Consider the following 21,229-nt stretch of genomic DNA (forward strand, 5'->3'; position numbering starts at 1 on the left):
CGACGATCCTGACCAGGGCTGACACCCCCGAATCCGGTCCACTCCTGGTCCACACGCACTGGCGCACGGCGGGACACAGGCGGCCGGAGGCGAGACAGGCATACGTCAGTGGGGGTGCCCCGATTTTCGGGGCACCCCCACTGACCTGCTACTACATCTACCTCGGCGGAGGCTGTGGGATTTGAACCCACGGTGACATCGCTGCCACGACGGTTTTCAAGACCGTTCCCTTAGGCCGCTCGGGCAAGCCTCCCCGCGCGGGCTTGGGTCCCCCGAGGGGGAAGCCGCGCGGGGGTAGCTTAACGGGTTAGTTGTCGGTGTCGCCGGTGCGGCTGCCGAGGGTGACGGTGGTGGTGTGGGTGGTGCCGTTGCGGGTGTAGGTGAGGTTGACCTTGTCGCCGGGCTGGTGCTGCCAGATTTCGCCGATGAGGGTCTGGCCGCTGTCGATGAGGGTGTTGTCGAACGTGGTGATGATGTCGTTGGGTTTGAGGCCGGCCTGGGCGCCGGGGCCGCCGGGGGTGACGCCGGTGGCGGTGTCGTCGGCGATTTTCGCGCCGTCGCCTTCGTACTGGGTGTCGAGGCTGACGCCGATGACGGGGTAGACCGGCCGGCCGGTTTTGATGAGCTGGTTGGCGACGCGTTTGGCCTGGTTGATGGGGATGGCGAAGCCGAGGCCGACGCTGCCGCCCTGGGCGCCGGGTTCGCTGGCGCCGCCGGGCTGGATGGCGGAGTTGATGCCGATGACGGCGCCGTTGGCGTTGAGGAGGGGGCCGCCGGAGTTGCCGGGGTTGATGGAGGCGTCGGTCTGGATGGCGCTCATGTAGGAGGAGGTGCTGCCCTGGCCGTCGCTGGAGGCGACCGGGCGGTGGACGGCGCTGACGATGCCGGTGGTGACGGTCCCGGACAGGCCGAAGGGGGCGCCGATGGCGATGGTGGCGTCGCCGACCGCGGCGTTGTCGGAGTTGCCCAGCGGCAGGGGGGTGAGTTTCACGCCGTGGGGGTTCTTCAGTTTGACGACGGCGACGTCGTAGCCCTGGGCGCGGCCGATGACCTGGGCGTCGTAGGTGTTGCCGTTGGAGAAGGTCACGGTGAGTTTGCCGCCGTCGGCGGCGGGGGCGACCACGTGGTTGTTGGTGAGGATGTGGCCCTGGGTGTCGTAGACGAAGCCGGTGCCGGTGCCGGACTCCTGGCTGCCGCTGGCCTTGATCGTCACGACGCTGGGCAGGGCGGTGCTGGCGATGCCGGCCACCGAGGTGGGTGCCCGGTTCAGGGCCGCGGCGTCCTTCGGTGCGGACACGGTCGTCGACCCGCCGGTGTCGTTGTCCTTCGCGGCGTTGTACCCGATCGCCCCGCCGACCCCGCCCGCCACCAGCGCCGCCACCACCACCGCCGCGATCAGCACACCCGTCCCACGCCGCCTGCGCCCGCCCTCCGGCGGCGCCGGCGGGAACTGCGCCCCCCACCCCGACCCACCCAAACCACCACCGAAACCCTCACCACCGGGCTGGGCGTGCGGGGCCGCATACGCCGGCACCACCGGCACCGCGAAGGGGTCCGCCGGGCCACTCTGCTCCGACGGTCCCTGGCTTACCGCCTCCGACCCGTACGCCGACCGCGGCGCCTCATAAGGCGACGGCGCGTCATAGGACGCGGAGGACGGCGCGTCATAGGGCGCGGAGGGCGACGCGGAGGAGGGCGCCTCGTACGCGGAAGGCGCCGGCTTCGGCGCCTCGTACGGCGACGACGCAGGCCGCGGCGGCTCGTACGGCGAGGTCCCGCCCGACGCCAGCGCGCTCGGCGGCGCCCCGTACGGAGACGGCGGGCCGACCGGCGGCGGCGCCTGGACCGGTGCGGGAGAGGTCGTCACGTACCCGGCGCCGGCCGGCGGCTCCTGCGCCGGCAGCACCTCGGTCCGCGGGGCCTCGGACGACGCGGTGGAGGGACCCGAAGAGACGGCGTCCGCGGGCGGCGCGTCGGGCGCGGCCGGCGGAACCGGGGGAGCGGAGGGCACGGGGGCGGCCGGGGCACCGTCGCGCGCGGCACCTTCGTGTGCGCCCGCCGCCGACTCCGCAGCCGGCAGCGACGACCCGGCTTCGTTCTCGGTGCTCACAGCGATTCTCCTCAGGGTCAGGACAAGCATTTGACTGGGCACAGCATTTCCCACGGCGTGTCGGACCGCCGTAAGCGGTAGCTGTGCGACGCCGACAACGCGGACGCGACCGTTCGTCTTCCACGGATCGCGTCCCGTACCGCCGGGCGCAGCGCTTCACGCGTCCAGCGGGTCCGCGGTGGCACCATGGCCCGGTGACGTTCGCGAGCGCCGTCCCCGACGCGTACCCGACGCGACGACCGGTGCAGGTCGTCGCCCACCGGGGCGCCTCCGAAGACGTACCAGAACATACGCTCGCCGCCTACCGGAAAGCCATCGAGTACGGCGCTGACGCGCTGGAGTGCGATGTACGGCTGACCGCGGACGGCGAGCTGGTGTGCGTGCACGACTGGCGGGTGAACCGTACGTCCAACGGCCGCGGCGCCGTCTCCTCGCTCGAACTCGCCGACCTGGCCGCGCTGGACTTCGGTTCGTGGAAGGGCCAGCACAGCGACCGGGAGGCCCCCGAGCTGGACCGGAACGGCGGCTCCGACGAGGAACGCAACCGGGTCCTCACCCTCCACCGCCTGCTGGAACTCCTCGTCGAGACCGACCGCCGGGTCGAGCTGGCGATCGAGACCAAGCACCCCACCCGCTGGGCCGGCCAGGTCGAGGAACGGCTGCTGGAGCTGCTGCGCCGCTTCGGCCTGGACCGCCCGCCAGCCGGCGAGGACTCCCGGGTCCGGGTGATGAGCTTCTCCTCGCGCTCCCTGCGCCGGATCCGGCTGGGCGCGCCGGAGCTGCCGACCGTCTACCTGATGCAGTACGTGTCCCCGCGCCACCGCGACGGCCGGCTGCCGGCCGGGGTACGGATCGCCGGGCCCGGCATCCGGATCCTGCGGGCCAACCCGGGGTACGTGGCGCGTCTGCACCGCGCCGGGCACCAGGTGCACGTGTGGACGGTGGACGACCCCGGCGACGTCGAGCTGTGCCTGCGGCTCGGGGTGGACGCGATCATCACCAACCGGCCCCGGCAGGTGCTGGACCAGCTGGGCCGCTGAGACCGGCGGTACGCGACCCCGCGGGCCGGCCCGCCGCCGGGACGCCAGCGCCCCCGCGTCCCCGCCGGGACACCCACGCCCCCGCCAGCCGGCTCATGCCCGCACCGCCGGGGACCCCACCCCGTCCCCCCGGCGCACTCCGGCGCACACCGGCAGCCGGCACCCCGTCTCCGGGAGCCGGATCGTGCTCACGGCATGCCCGCTTCGCAATCGCGCGTACGGAGTGCGTCAATAGACGCGGTTGGCCTGTTTCCGGCCGCATCGCAGAGGGCATTGACCTTGTGGCGTGGGGTGAAGGAGGTCTCCGGGGGTGTCGTTGATGGTGGCGCAAGAGGTGCCGACGTCCACGACCATGGCCCTGCCCCATGGTCCGACGGGCGTCGCTGATGCACGCAGAAGACTGAGAACGGATCTGTACGCGCAGGACGTACCGGAACCGGTGATCGACGACGCCGTCCTGATCCTTTCCGAGCTGCTGAGCAACTCCTGCCGGCACGCGCGCCCGCTGGGCTCCGGCGACGACGTCTCCTACGGGGAGCCGCGGCATCCCCGGGGCCGCTCGGGCCGCGACTTCCGCGGGGAGGACGGCAGAAGCGGCCGGGGCAGCCGTGGTGACGGAAAAGCCGGTCCGGCGGGCGCCCAGGCGCCCGCCGATCCTTTGCGGCCGGACGAGTGCGCCGACCGGGCGGGCATACGGGCCGCGTGGTCGATCGGCGAGGACGGGCTGCTGCTCCTGGAGGTCACCGACGGCGGCGGGCCCACCAGGCCGCGGCCGGCCAGCCCTTCGCTGACCGCGCACGGCGGTCGCGGGCTCGGCATCGTCGGCAGCCTCACGCAGCGCTGGGGCGTGCGGGACGCACCCGGTGAGGTGACGGTGTGGGCGCTGCTGCCGGTGCGGGGCCGCCACGCCCGGCGGGACGACGTGAAGGGGACCGGCATCGGTCTGCCCATCGGCGTACCGCTGGAGCTTCCGCTGGACCTGGCGGAGTCGCTGGACGACCTCGCCTGACCGGTCCGCCCCGCCGCGCGTGGTCCGACCCGGTGTCCTGCTGCCGCTAGGCTCGCGGCCGGAACACCGCCGGAACGGGAGAGACCGAGCCATGGCCAAGAAGCGCGCGACCGCCACCAAGAGCACGAGCCCCAGGGCCGCATCGGACGCAGCCGTGCCGGTTGTCGGGGCACGCGAGCCCTGCCCGTGCGGCTCCGGCCGCCGGTACAAGGCGTGCCACGGCCGGGCGGCGGCGCACGCCGTCACCGAGCTGGTCCGCCGCCCGTTCGAGGGACTGCCCGGCGAGTGCGACTGGGTGGCCCTGCGCGAACTCGTGCCGGCCGCGACCGTACCGCTCACCTTGAGGGACCCGCTGCCCGAAGGGGTGCCGTCGGTGACGCTCGGCACGGTGCTCCCGATGGCGTGGCCGGGGCTGCGCCGCGACACCGGCGCGGTCCTGCTGGGTCTGCAGAACGACGCGGCCTCCGGCGATGTGAGCCGTGACCTGGCCGACACCCTCACCCGCGCGCTGACCGCGGAGCCCGGCAACCCGGTCGAGGGCCGCCGGCCCGACCCGGACGGTCCGCGGCTGCAGGACCTGCTCGACCTGACCGCGCCCTTCGTGCCGGAGGTGCACACCGGCTTCGCGTTCTGGCTGGAGGACGCCGAGGCGGCGACCGGCGAGGTGGCCGCGTCCCTGGAGCAGGCGAACCAGGCGGCGATCCCGACCGTACGGCTGACCGGGGTGGACGCGGCCTACTGGTGCGAGACGCCGGAGAAGAACCACCTGCGCTGGGTGATGCCGCACCCGGAGGAGGCACTGCTGGACGCGCTGGCCCGGCTGCACACCGCGGGCGCGTCCTCGCTCGGGGAGGGTACGCGGCTGGTCGGCTCGTTCCGCGCGCACGGTCTGGTGGTGCCGGTGTGGGACCTGCCGGCCGGGATGACCGCGGACGAGGTGGAGAAGCCGGCCGCCGCCTTCGGCGAGCGGCTCACCGAGACGCTGGCCCGCACCGGGCCGCTGACCGCGGACGAGCGGAAGGCACGCAGCGGTTTCACCAACCGGCAGATCACGCTGAGCTGAGCGGGATCGGGCCGTACCCCCGTCCGGGGGTACCGAATGAGCGGTCGGTCACCGGCCTCGCGTGATACCGGTCACAGCCACCCAGAAACCCCAAGGGAACCAGGCGGCCCAGGGGTTGGGGAATTTGCGATCGGACGAAGTCTTGTTACCGTTTAAACAGCCCGGTCGCTGGTGCATCCCCCGTCGCCAGCGGCCGGGCCTTTCGCTGCCCGCGGGCACGCTCAGGACCGGCGGCCCGGGGCCCCGTTCGGCCCCCGCCAGGACGCCCCGGCTCAGTCGCTGCCGGCCACCCCGCCGGCGTCCGCCACCCCGCCGCGGCCGGCCTGGTCGTGCAGGACGCTGTGCCCCGCGTTCCCCCGGTGTCCGGCATCGCGCCCGTCACCGTGTTCCGAAGTGGCCAGCGCCAGCACGAGGACGACCGCGAGCGCCGCGACGCTGGCGACCGCGACCCGGCGCAGCCCTTCCGCGCGCACCCGTGCCTGATCGTCCGACGGCTGCTGCGACTTCACATGCCCACCTCTGTTCGACGATTGCCCGAAGGGCGACGTGAGATCGAACATATCCTTGCAAAAGGGGGCGTTCCGGTAACCCGACCGGTCCGCCCCCGGGAAAAACACGACATCAGAACGCCACAACCGCACACCATCCGGACGTCAGTACGTCAGCCGGTCCCCGTCCGGCGCCGTCCGCCCGGCCCGTACCAGCGCCTCCACCAGCGTCTCGATCCGCGGCAGCCAGGGCGCCGCCTCGTCAGGACCGGTCACCGGTTCGCGCACCCAGCGCGGCCGGCCGGCCGCCGTCGCAGCGGCCGTACCCACTGCCGCCGGCAGCGGTACGTACCCGCCGTCGCCGTGGTAGCGCAACGAGGTCGGCACCCAGTCCTGGCTGTCCAGGAGTTCGCCGAGTTCGGCGAGCGAGTAGGGAGCCACCAGGAAGACATAGCGGGTGGGGGTGGCGACCACCGGGCCGGCCCGGAAGCCGAGCTTCTCGATGGCCGACAGGGCCAGTTCACCGGCCGCCGCGGGCAGGCTCGCCGCGGAGACCTGGTCGCCGGTGGCCAGCACGACAGGGGCGTCCGGGCGGCTGGTCCACCACCAGCGGACCATCCGCGGGTCGTGCGTCGCGGCGAGCAGTCCGGGGTTCACCGGGTGGGCGCCGGGCACCGGGCAGTTGGGGCGGAGACAGCCGCACGGCTGCCCGCCCGCGGCGCGCCGGCCGCCGCGTCCGTCGTGACCGACACCAGGCACCACGCGCCATTTCCACTGCGTGGCGTAGGTGAGCGCCGCGTCGAGCAACGCGGTCCGCCCCTTTCGCTGGAGTGAGAGCTTGCGTCGCCTTCCGAGGATCTCGCGCATCAGCGCTCGTTCCTTTCCGTTAACGCCCATGGATCTGCCCATTACACAACGTAACTGTCGAGCACACCGCATACGAGGCAGCGCATCACGCCGCCAGCCGAGCGTGGAACGTGGCCGAGGGTGGCGTGCGCTTGGCGCTTCTTGCTCTCGGTGCCCCGAGCGGACCACCGTTCGTGGTCCTTGCATCGGGCGCAGCAACCCCTTCGCCACTCGGGGTCGGGTCGGCCGTCAACTGTTCACGTACTACGACGCTTGAGCCGGACTTCGGGTTCCTACCCATCACCCGCGATATGACGCGCTGTTGGCTGGCATCAGTCGACAGCGCGCATGAAGCGGGGGTGGTCATTTCCGGCCAACGTGGTGGCCAACCTACGGCCCGCGCCCCGGCCTCCGCAAGGCCGGTGCCCGAGTCCGACACCTTTCCTTGTACCAGGACAATCCTGGACATGCCCACAACCGTGCGTGTAGAAGTGGGTTCCTTGATAGCGGCGCAGCACAACATGGGGGTTTGCGATGCTATTCATGCAGACGCTCCGCGCATTGCGGAGGAAACGCACTGATTGCCCCGCCCGCAGGCCGCCGACCACAAGTCTTCGGCCATGAGCCCCGCCCACGTGAGAAAAGTGGCTGGAACCGAGCCACCTGCTTCCGGAGCAGCGCAGAATGCCGCCGCTCCGGTCTCCTCGGCGGCCCCGGCCGCCACCGTTCCCGCGGCGCCCACCGGCTCCGTTCCCACCGGCCCGGCCCCGGCGGTACTTCCGCCGCGCGGCAGCGCCGACCACTCCCTCGCCGTCCAGGACCGGCTCGCCGCCTGGGTCTGCGACCTCTCCCTGCTGCACGAACTGACCGAGCGGCTGGCCGGTACGCGCACGCTGGACGCCACGCTCCGTGAGGTGCTGACGGCCGGTGCCACACTGGTCGGCGCCGCCCGCGGACTGATCGCGCTGGAGCCGGCCGACGGCTCGGGGCCCGATCTCACCGTGGGGCTGGGCTTCGGCCACGGGGACCTCGGCACCCTGGAGACCGTCTCGCACACCGGCCCTCCGGCGGACCTCGCCGAGGAGACCCTCCTCGCCGACCTCCGGCGCGACCCCTCCCTCACCCCACGCCACCGGGACGTCGCGGCCCAGCTCGGCCTCGGCGCCAGTTACGCCCTCGGCCTCACCGCCGGGGGCGGCCGGCTCGGCACCGCCGTCTGGTTCTACGACGAACCCGCCGAACCCACCGAGCGCCGGCGCCGCCTGGCCGGCCTCTATCTCCGGTACGCCACCGAGCACATCGCCCGCGCCCTCGACCTGCACCGCGCCCAGGGCGAGACCGCGTCACTCACCGCGGAACTGCTGCCCGCCCGGCTCCCCCGGGCGCCCGGCGTACGGATGGCGGTGCGCCACCGCACGGGGCCGCGCGGCGGCGGCGACTGGTACGACGCGCTGCCGCTGCCCGAAGGCGCGCTGGGCCTGGCCGTCGGCGGGGTGACCGGCGCGGGTCCCGGCGCGGTCGCCGCGATGGGCCGGCTGCGCGCGTCGCTGCGGGCGTACGCGGTGATGGAGGGTGAGGACCCGGTCGCTGTCCTCTCCGACCTGGAACTGCTGATGCGGCTGACCGAGCCGGCCCGTTCGGCGACCGCGCTCTTCGGCTATGTCACCACTCCGGTGGCCGGTGGCCGCAAGGTGACGCTGGCCGGCGCCGGGCACTGCCCGCCGCTGGTGGTCGGGGAGCGGCGGTGCGAGTACGTGGAGACCTCGCTCTCGGCGCCCCTGAACATGCTCAGCTGCTGGGAGGCGCCCAGCGTGGAACTGCTCGTCCGGCCCGGCGAGAACCTGCTGCTCTTCACCGACGGCCTGATGCACCGTACCGGCGAGTCCACCGACCGGGCCTTCGCCAAGGTGCACGCGGCGGCGCAGAGCGCCTCCGGCGCGGTCCGCGACGACCCCGAACGGCTCGCCGACCACGTCCTGAACGCGGTGCTCCCGGACGGTCTCGACCGGACCGAAGGGGCCGAGGATCTGGTGCTGCTGGTGGTGCGCTTCGAGTGACGCCCCCGCCGCCCGGCGCCCGTGGCCGCTGTGACGGGGCCGACACCGGACCGGCGCCGACGGCCCGCCCTGCTCCCGGGCCGCCCCGCATACGATGGGCCGAAAGGTTTCATCGCGGCATATGAGGAGGCAGGACGTGGCGGAGGCCAAGGAGAAGCCGGACGCGGCGAAGGACAAGCCCATCAAGCAGCGCAAGAACGGGCTGTACCCGGCTGTATCCGACGAGCTGGCGGCCGTCATGAAGACCGGATGGGCGGACACCGAGCGCCGCGGCCTCGACCCGATCGAGCAGGCTCCGTACGCCGCCACCCGCCGCGCCGCCCTGTCCGCGCGCTTCCCCGGCGAGCGGATCGTGGTCCCGGCCGGCCGGCTGCGGACCCGCTCCAACGACACGGACTACCCCTTCCGGGCCGCCACCGAGTACGTCCACCTCACCGGTGACCAGACGCAGGACGCGGTGCTGGTCCTGGAGCCGCTGGCGGCGGGCGGGCACGCCGCGACCGCGTACCTGCTGCCGCGTTCCGACCGGGAGAACGGCGAGTTCTGGCTGGACGGCCAGGGCGAGCTGTGGGTCGGCCGGCGCAACAGCCTCGCCGAGGGCGAGCAGCTGCTGGGCATCCCGTGCGCGGACGTCCGCAAGCTCACCGGCGCGCTGCGTGAGGCGACAGGACCGGTCCGGGTGGTCCGCGGCCTCGACGCGGGCGTCGAGGCGGCCCTGGCCGACAAGGTGACCGCCGAGCGGGACGCCGAGCTGAAGACCTTCCTGTCCGAACTGCGGCTGATCAAGGACGCGTACGAGGTCGGCGAGCTGCAGAAGGCGTGCGACTCGACGGCCCGCGGTTTCGAGGACGTCGTCAAGGTGCTCGACCGGGCCGAGGCCACCTCGGAGCGGTACATCGAGGGCACCTTCTTCCTGCGGGCCCGGGTCGAGGGCAACGACATCGGCTACGGCTCCATCTGCGCGGCCGGACCGCACGCCACCACCCTGCACTGGGTCCGCAACGACGGCCCGGTCCGCTCCGGCGAACTGCTGCTGCTGGACGCCGGCGTGGAGACCACCTCCCTTTACACCGCCGACGTCACCCGTACGCTGCCAATCAACGGCCGCTTCTCGGCGCTGCAGCGCCAGGTGTACGACGCGGTGTACGACGCCCAGGAGGCCGGCATCAAGGCGGTCAAGCCGGGTGCCGCCTACCGCGACTTCCACGAGGCGGCCCAGCGGGTGCTCGCCGAGCGGCTGGTGGAGTGGGGGCTGCTGGACGGGCCCGTCGAGCGGGTGCTCGAACTCGCCCTCCAGCGGCGGTGGACGCTGCACGGCACCGGGCACATGCTCGGCCTGGACGTGCACGACTGCGCACAGGCGCGGACCGAGTCGTATGTGGACTGCACGCTGGAGCCGGGCATGGTGCTCACCGTCGAGCCCGGTCTGTACTTCCAGCCGGACGACCTGACGGTGCCGGCGGAGTACCGGGGCATCGGGGTGCGGATCGAGGACGACCTCCTCGTCACGCAGGACGGCGCCCGCAACCTCTCGGCGGGGCTGCCCCGGCAGGCCGACGAGGTCGAGTCCTGGATGGCCGCCCTGCGCGGCTGAGTCACGACGCCCGCAGCAGCGCGTCCGCGCGATCCGTACGCCATTTGAGGACCTTGTCGAACGCCACGACCGTGCCGTGTCCCGGCCGGTCGTGGAACTGCACATGGTCCACGAGTGCTTCGATCAGGCAGAGTCCGCGTCCGTGTTCGGCGTACTGGCCCCGCAGGGCCGGCCGGGCCGGATGGCGGACGCGGTCGCGGGAGAAACCCGGCCCGGAGTCGGCTACTTCGATCCGGCAGCGGTCACCCTCGATCTGGGCGGTGACGCTGTACCCCGTGGCGGCTCCGGCGTGTTCCACGGCGTTCGCACACGCCTCGGAGAGGGCCACCGAGAGGTCGAAGGAGATGTCGGGGTCGACCCCGGCGGTCTCCATCGTCCCGAGCAGCAGCTTCCTGGCCAGCGGAACGCTCGCAGCCTCGGGCCGCAAATGGAGGGACCACCAGATGCTCATGCTCCAGCCTCCTGGCTGCGGCTCGACATACGGTTACGTATTGCCGCGAAGAGGCATCGGTAAGCGTGGTGTTGACGTCAAACCGCTCATTCGGCGGATGCCGCGGCCCGGCGTACCGGTGTAAAGGGACGACAGGCGCACACCACCGCGAGCCGGGCACCCGGTGTTTCCCGCCGGAACGCACGGTGAGAAGATGGCCGCCGTCATGGTCACTCCCGTGCCTTCCGTGCGCGCCGGCGCCGGCATGCGACTGCTGCGGGCCGCGGTCTTCACCGCGGTCTGCGTCGTGCTGGCCGCCGCGGGCCACTCGATCGCCTCGGGCCGTACGGTGCCCGGGTGGTCGCTGGTGCTGGGGTGGCTCGCGGTCTTCGCGGTCGTGGCACCACTGGCCGGCCGGGAACGCTCGCTGCCGGGAATCGCCGCACTGCTCGCGGCCGGGCAGATCGTCCTGCACACCGTCTTCAGCGCCGGCCAGATGTGCGCGGGCGCCGCGTCGGCGATGGCCACCGGCCCCGGCTCCTCCGACCGCGGCCTGATGGCGGTCGCGGCCCGGCTGGTGTGTGACAACGCGGGGCTGCGGCTCACCCCTTCGAGTGCCCGCCAAGTGGTTTTGGACGCCGGGCTCGACCCGGCGACCGTGGGCGCGCACCTGCACATGCCCGGGATGGACATGACGGGGGCCCAGGCGGCCCACCTGGCCGGCGCCTCCGGGATACCGGGCGCCGGCCCCTTCACAACGGCCGCCTCGATGGCGTCGATGTCATCGATGTGCTCGCTGCCGATGCTCCTCGGCCACTTGCTGGCCGCGGTGGTCGCGGGCTGGCTGCTGCGCCGCGGCGAGGCCGCGCTGTGGCAGCTGATCCGGCTGTCGGTCCGGGGCGCCGCGACGTTGTCCGCGCTGTCACCGGCCGCCCTGCGCAGGGCGTACGCCCTGCTGTCGGCGCTCGCGGCCGGTGTGCCGTACGCCCGGCGGCGGACCCGGCGCGCGGCCTGGGAGGCCGGCGCCCGGCACCGCACGGTCTGGCTGCGGCACTGCGTGGCCAGGCGCGGTCCGCCGGCGGTCGTGCTCGCGGCCTGACGCGCCCTCCCCTTCCGCTGTTTCTCTGTCTTCACTCGCGGGGGTGCGCGTACGTGGCCGCCGGCCGCCGTATCCCCGTACGGGTGAACGGCGGCCCGAAGTCCCGCTGCCGCCCGGTGCGGTGAGCGGGGTTCCACGTCACCGTCAGCACCACTTCACCGTGGAGATGCACCTGCCATGAGCAGCTCTCGTATGCGCGGCCGTGCCGCGACCGTCACCGCACTCGCCGGCTCCGCCGTCCTGCTGGCCGCCGTGCCGGCCTTCGCGCATGTCACCGTGACCCCGGCCACCGCCCAGAAGGGCGCGTACAGCACGGTGGCCTTCAAGGTCCCGAACGAGGAGGACAGCGCCTCGACCGTCAAGGTCGAGGTGAATCTGCCGACCGATCACCCGATCGCGTCGGTCTCCATCCAGCCGGTGCCCGGCTGGACCGCCCAGGTGACCACGACCAAGCTGGCCACCCCGATGAAGACCGACGACGGCACGGTGGACCAGGCCGTCTCCAAGATCACCTGGAGCGGCGGGAAGATCGCACCGGGACAGTTCCAGCAGTTCCCGGTCTCCCTCGGGCCGCTGCCGTCGGACGCCGACTCGCTGTCCTTCAAGGCGCTCCAGACCTACGACAACGGTGACATCGTGCGCTGGATCGAGGTCCCGCAGCCGGGCCAGCCGGAGCCGCAGAACCCGGCGCCGACCCTGCAGCTGACCGCGGCGACTCCGGCGGCGGGCGCCGGGACGGCCGCTGCGGCGCCGGCCGCCGACACCGGGAAGCCGGTGGTCGCCAGGGCCGCCGGGAACAGCAGTGACGGCACGGCCAGGGCACTCGGCATCGTCGGGATCGTCGTCGGGGCGATCGGCGTCGGCTTCGGCGTCTTCGCCGGACGGCGCCGCAGCAGCCCGGGGGACGCCGGGACCTCGGGACCGGCCGCCTGAGCCGGGGGTCCTGGCCCCGGTCCTGCTGACCCGTTGTCAGGGCCGGGTGGCCGCGCCTTTCCGGGCGGCCACCCGGCCCGCCGGACCCCGGGAGCGGCACCTCCCGGGCCCGCCGGATCTCGGGGCGGGCCCTGCCCGGCCTCGGGGCCCGCGGGACCGCAGGGCCCGACCGATCCCAGGCGGCCGATCCCCGGGCCCACCGGATCCCCCGCACGTCACCAACCCCGTACCTCTCGCACAAAGGAACCGCCTTCATGCGCACCACCGTCAAGCTCGGCAGCGCCGCCGTCGCGCTGGCCGCCGCCTCCGCCCTGCTGCTGACCGGCTGCGGCAGCAGTTCGGGTGATTCGTCCGGCGTCTCGGCCGACGCGGGGAACGTGGCGGCCGTCTCCGGCAGTCAGGGCCCCGGCACCCTGCTGGACACGCCGTTCGCCAAGCCGGCGCTCACCCTCACCGACAACCACGGCAAGCCGTTCGACCTGGTGAAGCAGACCGCAGGGCACCCGATGCTGCTCTTCTTCGGCTACACGCACTGCCCCGACGTCTGCCCCACCACCATGAGCGACATCGCGCTGGCCAAGTCCCGGCTCTCCAAGACCGACCAGGCGAAGCTGGACGTGGTGTTCGTCAGCTCCGACCCGGAGCGCGACACCCCGGCCCGGCTCAATGAGTGGCTGGGCGCGATGGACAAGAGCTTCATCGGCCTGACCGGCAAGTTCCCCGCCATCCAGGCCGCCGCGCGGTCGGTCGGCGTCGGCATCGACCCGCCGGTGAAGGAGAAGGACGGCAGCATCACCGTCACGCACGGCGCCGAGGTGCTGGCCTTCTGGCCCAAGGACAACAAGGGTCACGTGCTCTACATGTCGGGCACCACCGCCGAGCAGTTCCAGCACGATCTGCCGAAGATCATCAAGAGCGAGGCACCGTGAGCAGGCGGCGCGCACTGGCCGGCGCGCTCGGCGGCACGGCCGCGGTCGCGGTGGCGGCGACCGCCGCGGTGCTGCTCTCCGGCGGGTCCGGCGCGAGCGCGCAGGCCGGCACGCCCGCGAAGCTCTCGGTCAGTGGCGGTTACCTACCCCAGCCGCTGCTCACCGACCTGGCCGCCGCGTACTTCACGGTGACCAACTCCGGCGGTACGCCCGCCGAGCTCACCTCGGTGAGTTCGCCGCTGGCCGCGCACGTCACCCTGCACAGCACCAAGGGCACCACGATGTACCAGGTCCCGGAGCTGACCGTGCCGGCCGGCGGGCGGCTCACGCTCGGTGTCGGTGACAACCACCTGATGCTGGAGAACCTCACCCGCAAGCCGCCGGTCGGTGCCAAGGTGACGCTCACCCTGCACTTCACCCATGCCACGCCCGCCACGCTGACCGTCACCGTGCCGGTGCGACCCACGACGTACCACCCGGAGGGCTGAGCGGGCCATGAATCCACGGCCGTACGTGAACCCGGCACCCCCGCGACCCGCGCGCCGGTCCGGCCGCCGCCCGGTGCTGCGCAGACTCGCCGCGCTCGCGGTGGGCCTGGGCGCGCTGCTCGGCCTGCTGCTGGGCACCGCCGCCCCGGCCTCCGCGCACGCGGCGCTGATCAGTACCGATCCCGGCGAGAACACGGTGGTGCGGACGGCACCGGAACGGGTGGTGCTCACCTTCTCCGAAGGGGTGCTGCTCTCCGCCGACAGCCTGCGGGTACTTGATCCGCGCGGCACGAATGTGGCGGTGGGCACCCCGGGCCACGCGGCCGGCAAGAACTCCGGCTCCACCTCCACGGTCGCCCTGAAGCCGGGCCTCACCGGCGGCACCTACACCGTGGCGTGGCGGGCCATCTCGCAGGACAGCCACCCGGTCGCGGGCGCCTTCACCTTCTCCATCGGCGCCCCGTCGAAGACCACCGTGGACCTGTCGGGTGCGGCGGCGGCCGGTGGCGGGGCGGCGAAGACGCTCTACGGGATCGGCCGCTATCTCGCCTACGCCGGCTTCGCACTGCTGGTCGGCGGCTCGGTGTTCCTGTCGGTGTGCTGGCCGAAGGGCGCCCTGCTGCGGCCCCTGCAGCGGATCGCCTCCCTCGGCTGGGTGGCGATGGTGGTGGCGACCATAGGGCTGATCATGGTCCGCGGCCCCTACGTCAACGGGAAGGGCCTCGGCCAGGCGCTCGACATCGAGGTGATGCGGGCTCAGCTGGAGACCAGACCGGGCGCCGCGCTGATCTCCCGGCTGCTGCTGCTCGCCGCGGCGGCGGTCTTCCTCGCGGTGCTCTTCGGCAGCTACGCCAAACGTGAGGACCCGGCGGAACGCGCCGATCTGGCCTGGGGTCTGGGCATCGGCGGCGGCGTGGTCGCGGTCGGCATCGCGGCGACCTGGGCGATGGCCGAGCACGCCTCGGTCGGCATCCAGCCCAAGGTGGCGATGCCGGTCGACGTGGTGCACCTGCTGTCGATGGCGGTCTGGCTCGGCGGGCTCGTCACGCTGCTGACCGCGCTGTGGTCGCCCTCGACCGCGAACCTGATCGAACGGGCCGCGGTACGCCGCTACTCCACGCTCGCGCTGGGCGCGGTGACCGCGCTGATCGCCAGCGGCATCTACCAGGCGTGGCGGCAGATCGGCACCTGGAAGGCGTGGACCGACACGTCGTACGGACGGCTGCTGCTGATCAAGGTCGGGCTGGTGTGCGTGCTGGTGGGGGTGGCGTGGTTCTCCCGGCGCTGGACGCAGGCGATCGGGGAGGCGGGGGCCACGGGTCCGGCGGCGACGGTCGCGGTGAGGGCGACGGTGAAGGCCACCGGTGGGAAGGCGGGCACTGCGAAGGTCGCCGGTACGGCCGGTACGAAGGTCGCCGGGACGAAGTCGGTGCCGGCCAAGGCGGCGGCGGGGAAGGCCGAGGCGCTCGCGGGTGACGGGGGCGCGGGGAACGCTGGCAGCGCGGGCAGCGCGGACTCTGGCGCACCGGGCACGGGCGGTACGGGCGCGGGCGGCTCCGCGACGGCCGGCAGTGGCGGGGACGAGTCAGGGTCCGGCTCGGGGTCCGGGTCCGGGTCCGGCTCCCGGTCGGGTTCAGGGTCCGGGTCCGAGTCCGGGTCCGGTGGGGGGGAACGCGCCGCGCAGCTGCGCCGCCAGCAGATGGCCCGGGACACGGCCAAGGCCCGCAAGGTGCGCGACGCCGACCCGGCACGCAGCGGCCTGCGCCGCTCGGTGCTGGCCGAAGTGGTGGTGGCGGCGGCGCTGCTGACCGTGACCACCCTGCTGACCGGTTCCCAGCCGGGACGCGCCGCGGAGGAGCAGAAGAGCCTCACGGACGCCCCGGCCGCCTCCTCCTCCACCACCGGGACGTCCGGCCGGATCGCGCTGGACATCCCGTACGACACCGGCGGTCCCCGGGGCAAGGGCACGGCGGCGGTCACGCTGACGCCGGCCCGGGCCGCCACCGCCAACACGGTCACGCTGCGGCTCACCGACCCGGCCAAGGCCCCGGTCGACGTGCCGGAGGTCCGGCTGGCGTTCACGCTGCCCGCCCAGCATCTCGGCCCGATCCAGGTGCCGCTGAAACACCTCGGCACCGGGCAGTGGACCGCGGCCGGCGTCCAGCTTCCGCTGCCGGGCGCCTGGCAGGTGTCGGTCACCGTCCGCACCTCCGCCATCGACGAAGTCACCCAGCTCAGGAACGTGCAGGTCAGCTCATGACAACGGCGAACGAGAAGAAGGAAGCGACGGCGGACAGGAGCGGGGCACCGGACGCGGCGGTGAGCCGGCGGCGGCTGCTCGGTTCGGTGGGCGCCGCCGGGGTCGCCGGGCTGGTGGCCGGCGGCGGCGCCGGGACCGCGGCCGCTGTCGCGGCGCGCTCCGAGCCGACCGCGCTGAGCAGTGTGGGCGCCGGGCACATACCGTTCGAAGGCGCCCGGCAGGCGGGGATCGTGCAGCCCGCGCAAGCCCGGGCCCACCTGGTCGCCTTCGACCTGGCGCCCGGCGCGGACCGCAAGGCCGCGGCGGGACTGCTGCGGCGCTGGTCGGACGCGGTACGGGAGATGACGCGGGCGGACCGGCCGGCCACCCCTGCGGCGTACGACGACCAGGTGGCCGACGACGCCGGGCCCTCCTCGCTGACCGTCACCTTCGGCTTCGGACGCAGCTTCTTCGGCCGGACCGGTCTGACCGCGCACCTGCCGCCGGCCCTCGCGCCGCTGCCGCACTTCCCGGCCGACGTACTCGACCCGAAGCGCAGTGACGGCGATCTGTGGGTGCAGATCGGCGCCGATGACGCGCTGGTCGCCTTTCACGCGCTGCGGGTGCTGCAGCGGGCGGCGGCCGGCAGCGCCGCGGTGCGCTGGCAGATGAACGGCTTCAACCGCACCCCGGGGGCCACCGCCCGGCCGCGGACGGTACGCAATCTGATGGGCCAGATCGACGGCACCAACAACCCGAAGCCGGCCGAGCCCGACTTCGACCGCAAGGTCTTCGTCCCGGCCGGCGGCGCCGCCGGTTCCTCCCCCGCCTGGATGGCGGACGGTTCGTACGCGGTGGTCCGGCGGATCCGGATGCTGCTGGACTCCTGGGACCATCTGTCGGTGGCGCGGCAGGAGAAGGTGATCGGGCGCCGGAAGTCCGATGGCGCGCCGCTGTCCGGGGGGACCGAGACGACCCCGGTGGACCTGGAGAAGTTCATCGGCGGCTCGCTCGCCATCGCCGGCGACGCGCACATCCGGGTGGCCGCCGCGGCCTCCAACAGCGGTGCGGCCATGCTGCGGCGTGGTTTCTCGTACCACGACGGCATCGGGAGCGACGGCGCTCCGGACGCCGGGCTGCTCTTCGTGGCCTGGCAGGCGGACCCGATGCGCGGCTTCGTCCCGGTGCAGCGCAAGCTCGACGGCGCCGACGGGTTGTCCCGTTTCCTGCGGCACGAGGCGAGTGGGCTCTTCGCGGTGCCGGGCGGCGCGGGGCCCGGCGAGTACGTGGGGCAGCGACTGCTGGAGGGCTGATGCCGGCGCTTCCGGTTGGGGGCGGGTGGGCCCGGTGTTCCACGTGGAACACGTCATCAGGCCGCGCAGGTCCCTGCGCCATTGACCGCGGACGCCGAGTTCACCGGGGCCGCGGACTGGCCGAACCGCACGTTGGACGGCCGTGGCTGAGTTATCCACCGAGTTATCCACAGGCTCTCCCGCCGGCCTGTGGGTAACTTGGGGACAAGTCGACAGAGCAACCCGACCAAGTCGACAAATGGGTACAGATACTCTGGGCATGGTCAGAGGGGTTCGGGTCGTGACACGTCAGCCCAATTCACCCGGTGAATCCTTCCGGGGGAACACTTCTCACTCCAAAGAGAGTGTGGAGCGGGTTTCAAAGGGGAATCCATAGCCGAACATCCGCCCCCGCAAATGATCTTCGCACTTCTCCACAGATCTTCCCCACACCCTGTGGACAAGGTGCGGAAATCGCTCCGGGGCCTGTGGATAACTCGCGCCGGAAGTGTCTCCCGACCGCCCCGGAGAGCCCGCCGGGCGGCTTGCGGACCGTTGATCAACTCCGGTTCTCCACAAGCCGGATGACCCGACGGAGGGACTGGGCGAATATGGTTGACGAGCGGTCTTTATTGTCCATTTCGTGACGTATTGAGCTTTCCACTCCAAAGGGACATAACACGCATTACGCCGCTAACGCGTCGCATCCCGGACCCGCTCCCCGGTAGCCTGTGCCCTGTGATTGACCTTCGCCTGCTTCGTGAGGACCCCGACCGTGTGCGCGCCTCCCAGCGCGCCCGTGGAGAGGACGTCGCCCTCGTCGACGCCCTCCTCTCCGCCGACGAACGGCGCAGGTCGTCCAGTACCAGCTTCGACCAGCTGCGCGCCGAACAGCGGCAGTTGGGCAAGCTCATCCCCAAGGCCCAGGGCGATGAGAAGACCGAACTGCTCAAGCGCACCCGCGAGCTCGCCGACGCGGTGAAGGCCGCCGACGCCGAGCAGCAGGAAGCCGCGCAGCAGGCCCAGGAGCTGGCGCTCCGGCTCGGCAACCTCGTCCACCCCGACGTGCCGATCGGCGGCGAGGAGGACTTCGTCGTCCTGGAGCAGCACGGCACCCCGCGCGACTTCGCCGCCGAGGGCTTCACCCCCAGGGACCACCTGGAACTCGGGGAACTCCTGGGTGCGATCGACATGGACCGCGGTGCCAAGGTCTCCGGCTCGCGCTTCTACTACATGACCGGTATCGGCGCCCTGCTGGAGCTGGCCCTGGTCAACGCGGCCGTCGCCCAGGCCACCGCGGCCGGCTTCACCCCGATGATCACCCCGAACCTGGTCAAGCCCGCCGCCATGGCCGGCACCGGCTACCTCGGCCAGGTCGAGGACGACGTCTACCACTTGGACAAGGACGACCTCTACCTGGTCGGCACCTCCGAGGTCCCGCTCGCCGCCTACCACATGGACGAGATCATCGAGGCGAACCGGCTGCCGCTGCGCTACGCCGGCTACTCGCCGTGCTATCGCCGCGAGGCCGGCTCGTACGGCAAGGACACCCGCGGCATCATCCGGGTCCACCAGTTCGAGAAGGTGGAGATGTTCGTCTACACCGCGCCGGAGGAGGCGGAGGCCGAGCACGCCCGCCTGCTGGCGTGGGAGAAGCAGTGGCTCAGCGCCCTTGAACTGCCCTTCCAGGTGATCGAGCTGGCCTCCGGCGACCTGGGCTCCTCGGCGTCGCGGAAGTTCGACTGCGAGGCGTGGGTCCCCACCCAGGGGAAGTACCGCGAGCTGACCTCGACCTCCAACACCACCCAGTTCCAGTCCCGCCGGCTGAACATCCGGATGCGCGACGCCGACGGCACCCGCCCGCTGGCCACGCTCAACGGCACGCTCTGCGCGGTCCCCAGGACCATCGTGGCGCTCCTGGAGAACCACCAGCTGGCCGACGGCTCGGTCCGGGTGCCCGAAGTCCTGCGGCCGTACCTGGGAGGCCGGGAGACGCTGGAGCCGGTCGTGCCGGCCCGTACGTCGCCGGCCACCGCGGCCAAGTGACCGCCGCCGTCCCCGGGCCCGGCGCCCTGCCGTACCGGCTGATCGCCACCGACCTGGACGGGACCCTGCTGCGCGGCGACAACACCGTCTCCCAGGGTTCCCGGGACACGCTCGCCGCCGTCACGGCGGCGGGCGCGGCGCACATCATCGTCACCGGCCGGTCGGTCCCCTGGACCCGGCACGTCCTGGACGACCTCGGCTACGACGGGCTGGCCGTCTGCGGGCAGGGCGGCCAGCTGTACGACGCGGCCGCGCACCGGCTGCTGACCTCGGTGACGCTGGACCGGCAGCTCGCCGCGCTCGCGCTGGCGAAGATCGAGGCCGAGGTCGGGCCGCTCGCGGTGGCCGCCAGCCGGGACGGCCTCTCCGGCGAGGTGCTGATCGGCAAGGGGTACGTCTACCACCCCGAGTTGCCGGTCATCCACATGGCCGACCCCGGCGACCTGTGGGCCGTGCCGATCAACAAGATCTACATCCAGCACCCGGGCGGCCTCACCGACGACGCCCTCGCGCAGGCCGCGCAGACGGTGGCCGGCGACCTCGTGGGGGTGGTGATGGCGGGCGAGGGCATCGTGGAGCTGCTGCCGCTGGGCCTGACCAAGGCGACCGGCCTGTCGCTCGCCGCCCGGCGGCTCGGGGTGACGGCCGCCGAGACGATCGCCTTCGGTGACATGCCCAATGACATCCCGATGTTCGCCTGGGCCGGTTACGGCGTGGCGATGGCCAACGCGCACCCGGACCTCAAGGCGGTGGCCGACGAGGTCACCGGGTCCAACGAGGACGACGGGATCGCGACGGTGCTGCGCCGGCTCTTCGCCCTGGCGGGGTGACGGCGTAGCAGCACAGCCCGATCAGGACGGCCGTCAGATGGCCGAGATCGGTGAACGTACCGTCGCGCAGCACCGGGTAGCCGAAGAAGCCCAGCACCCCGGCGAGATAGCCCCACCGCCACGGCCGGGGCACCCGGTAGGCCAGGACGCCGATCACACCGGCCAGCCCGTAGCTCACCCCTATGTCGACGGTGTGGGCGAGGGACCGCGGAAGCCGGTCGTCGCGGATGCCGAAGCGGACCGCACGCTGGCTGATCAGGGTGGCTCCGATGTGCGCCATGGCGACGACCAGCAGCCAGCGGGCGGTGCCGAGCCAGCGCTCCGCGGTGGCGTGCACCAGCTCGAAGAGGACGGCGTAGCAGGCGAAACCGGAGGGGGTCTCGATCCACAGGGCGCTGGCCACCAGGACTCTGATCGGGTGATGCCGCAGCTCCACCAGATTGGTGCTGACGCTGTGCAGGAGATAGGAGCGCAGGTGCGGCGGAAGTCCGGCGGCTATGCAGCAGGTGACCGCGAGGATCGCCAGCCATATGTGGGTGCCGGGCGTGGCGCGTATCCAGCCGGTGACCTGGCCCACCGCGAACCGCCGCGCGTCCCCTGCGGTGGGCCGGCGCCCTGGTGCGGCGGCCTGCGGGGACGGGCGGCCCGGCGGCGGTGGGGAGGTCCGGTCGACCTCCGGCGACTTGGGGGCCATCGCCTCCCAGTGTCACGGACCGCCGGGGAGCCCGCCGGATGA

At 72.7% G+C, this 21,229-nt stretch carries 18 protein-coding genes and 1 tRNA gene; 13 read left to right on the top strand and 6 right to left on the bottom strand.

The window, feature by feature from the left end; translation table 11 throughout:
- Window positions 1-166 precede the first annotated feature (166 nt).
- Together OG552_RS17495 and OG552_RS17500 are read right to left on the bottom strand one after the other, a co-directional pair.
- Window positions 167-253, bottom strand: a tRNA-Ser gene (locus OG552_RS17495).
- A gap of 54 nt (window positions 254-307) precedes the next feature.
- Window positions 308-2,110, bottom strand: coding sequence for a trypsin-like peptidase domain-containing protein (locus OG552_RS17500; protein WP_329133972.1), 1,803 nt, complete (start codon window positions 2,108-2,110; stop codon window positions 308-310).
- Window positions 2,111-2,304: 194 nt separating this feature from the next.
- On the opposite strand from OG552_RS17500, the gene OG552_RS17505 reads away from it, so the two are divergent.
- The 3 genes from OG552_RS17505 to OG552_RS17515 all read left to right on the top strand — a co-directional run bounded on the left by OG552_RS17505 (window position 2,305) and on the right by OG552_RS17515 (window position 5,222).
- Entirely contained in the window at window positions 2,305-3,150 is an 846-nt protein-coding gene (locus OG552_RS17505; RefSeq protein WP_329133974.1) for a glycerophosphodiester phosphodiesterase family protein, read from the top strand.
- 319 nt (window positions 3,151-3,469) lie between these two features.
- Window positions 3,470-4,159, top strand: coding sequence for an ATP-binding protein (locus tag OG552_RS17510; RefSeq protein ID WP_443071170.1), 690 nt, complete (start codon window positions 3,470-3,472; stop codon window positions 4,157-4,159).
- Between the two features lie 91 nt (window positions 4,160-4,250).
- Window positions 4,251-5,222 (top strand): DUF5926 family protein, encoded by a 972-nt coding sequence (locus tag OG552_RS17515; protein WP_329133978.1) that lies wholly within the window; start codon window positions 4,251-4,253, stop codon window positions 5,220-5,222.
- Window positions 5,223-5,494: 272 nt separating this feature from the next.
- On the opposite strand, the gene OG552_RS17520 is transcribed toward OG552_RS17515, so the two are convergent.
- Window positions 5,495-5,731 (bottom strand): hypothetical protein, encoded by a 237-nt coding sequence (locus OG552_RS17520; RefSeq protein WP_329133980.1) that lies wholly within the window; start codon window positions 5,729-5,731, stop codon window positions 5,495-5,497.
- A gap of 144 nt (window positions 5,732-5,875) precedes the next feature.
- On the bottom strand, window positions 5,876-6,577 hold the full coding sequence (locus OG552_RS17525; RefSeq protein WP_329133982.1) for a bifunctional DNA primase/polymerase: 702 nt from the start codon (window positions 6,575-6,577) through the stop codon (window positions 5,876-5,878).
- Window positions 6,578-7,176: 599 nt separating this feature from the next.
- On the opposite strand from OG552_RS17525, the gene OG552_RS17530 reads away from it, so the two are divergent.
- Together OG552_RS17530 and OG552_RS17535 are read left to right on the top strand one after the other, a co-directional pair.
- Window positions 7,177-8,613 (top strand): PP2C family protein-serine/threonine phosphatase, encoded by a 1,437-nt coding sequence (locus OG552_RS17530; protein WP_329133984.1) that lies wholly within the window; start codon window positions 7,177-7,179, stop codon window positions 8,611-8,613.
- Window positions 8,614-8,749: 136 nt separating this feature from the next.
- Complete coding sequence (locus OG552_RS17535; protein WP_443070953.1) at window positions 8,750-10,207, top strand: aminopeptidase P family protein; 1,458 nt, start codon at window positions 8,750-8,752, stop codon at window positions 10,205-10,207.
- Between the two features lies 1 nt (window position 10,208).
- Here OG552_RS17535 and OG552_RS17540 read toward each other — a convergent pair whose 3' ends face one another.
- Window positions 10,209-10,658, bottom strand: coding sequence for an ATP-binding protein (locus OG552_RS17540; protein WP_329133989.1), 450 nt, complete (start codon window positions 10,656-10,658; stop codon window positions 10,209-10,211).
- A gap of 217 nt (window positions 10,659-10,875) precedes the next feature.
- Between OG552_RS17540 and OG552_RS17545 the strand changes: the two genes are divergently transcribed.
- The 8 genes from OG552_RS17545 to OG552_RS17580 all read left to right on the top strand — a co-directional run bounded on the left by OG552_RS17545 (window position 10,876) and on the right by OG552_RS17580 (window position 20,493).
- Entirely contained in the window at window positions 10,876-11,736 is an 861-nt protein-coding gene (locus OG552_RS17545) for a hypothetical protein (protein ID WP_329133991.1), read from the top strand.
- A 177-nt stretch (window positions 11,737-11,913) separates the two neighbouring features.
- Complete coding sequence (locus tag OG552_RS17550; RefSeq protein WP_329133993.1) at window positions 11,914-12,669, top strand: YcnI family copper-binding membrane protein; 756 nt, start codon at window positions 11,914-11,916, stop codon at window positions 12,667-12,669.
- A 254-nt stretch (window positions 12,670-12,923) separates the two neighbouring features.
- A complete protein-coding gene (locus OG552_RS17555) occupies window positions 12,924-13,598 on the top strand; it encodes an SCO family protein (protein WP_329133994.1) in 675 nt (224 codons plus the stop codon).
- Complete coding sequence (locus tag OG552_RS17560) at window positions 13,595-14,086, top strand: copper chaperone PCu(A)C (protein WP_329133996.1); 492 nt, start codon at window positions 13,595-13,597, stop codon at window positions 14,084-14,086. Before OG552_RS17555 ends, OG552_RS17560 begins: the two co-directional genes overlap by 4 nt.
- Before the next feature lie 7 nt (window positions 14,087-14,093).
- The gene (locus OG552_RS17565) at window positions 14,094-16,346 is read left to right on the top strand and encodes a copper resistance CopC/CopD family protein (protein ID WP_329133997.1); all 2,253 of its coding nucleotides are present in this window, start codon (window positions 14,094-14,096) and stop codon (window positions 16,344-16,346) included.
- Complete coding sequence (gene efeB / locus OG552_RS17570) at window positions 16,343-17,638, top strand: iron uptake transporter deferrochelatase/peroxidase subunit (RefSeq protein ID WP_329133999.1); 1,296 nt, start codon at window positions 16,343-16,345, stop codon at window positions 17,636-17,638. The genes OG552_RS17565 and efeB overlap by 4 nt, the downstream gene beginning before the upstream one ends.
- 717 nt (window positions 17,639-18,355) lie before the next feature.
- The gene (gene serS / locus OG552_RS17575) at window positions 18,356-19,663 is read left to right on the top strand and encodes a serine--tRNA ligase (protein WP_329134001.1); all 1,308 of its coding nucleotides are present in this window, start codon (window positions 18,356-18,358) and stop codon (window positions 19,661-19,663) included.
- The gene (locus OG552_RS17580) at window positions 19,660-20,493 is read left to right on the top strand and encodes an HAD family hydrolase (protein ID WP_329134003.1); all 834 of its coding nucleotides are present in this window, start codon (window positions 19,660-19,662) and stop codon (window positions 20,491-20,493) included. Before serS ends, OG552_RS17580 begins: the two co-directional genes overlap by 4 nt.
- On the opposite strand, the gene OG552_RS17585 is transcribed toward OG552_RS17580, so the two are convergent.
- Window positions 20,426-21,187 (bottom strand): rhomboid-like protein, encoded by a 762-nt coding sequence (locus OG552_RS17585; protein WP_329134005.1) that lies wholly within the window; start codon window positions 21,185-21,187, stop codon window positions 20,426-20,428. The genes OG552_RS17580 and OG552_RS17585 overlap by 68 nt on opposite strands.
- Window positions 21,188-21,229 lie beyond the last annotated feature (42 nt).

The sequence above is a fragment of the Streptomyces sp. NBC_01476 genome (assembly GCF_036227265.1).
GTDB lineage: Bacteria > Actinomycetota > Actinomycetes > Streptomycetales > Streptomycetaceae > Actinacidiphila.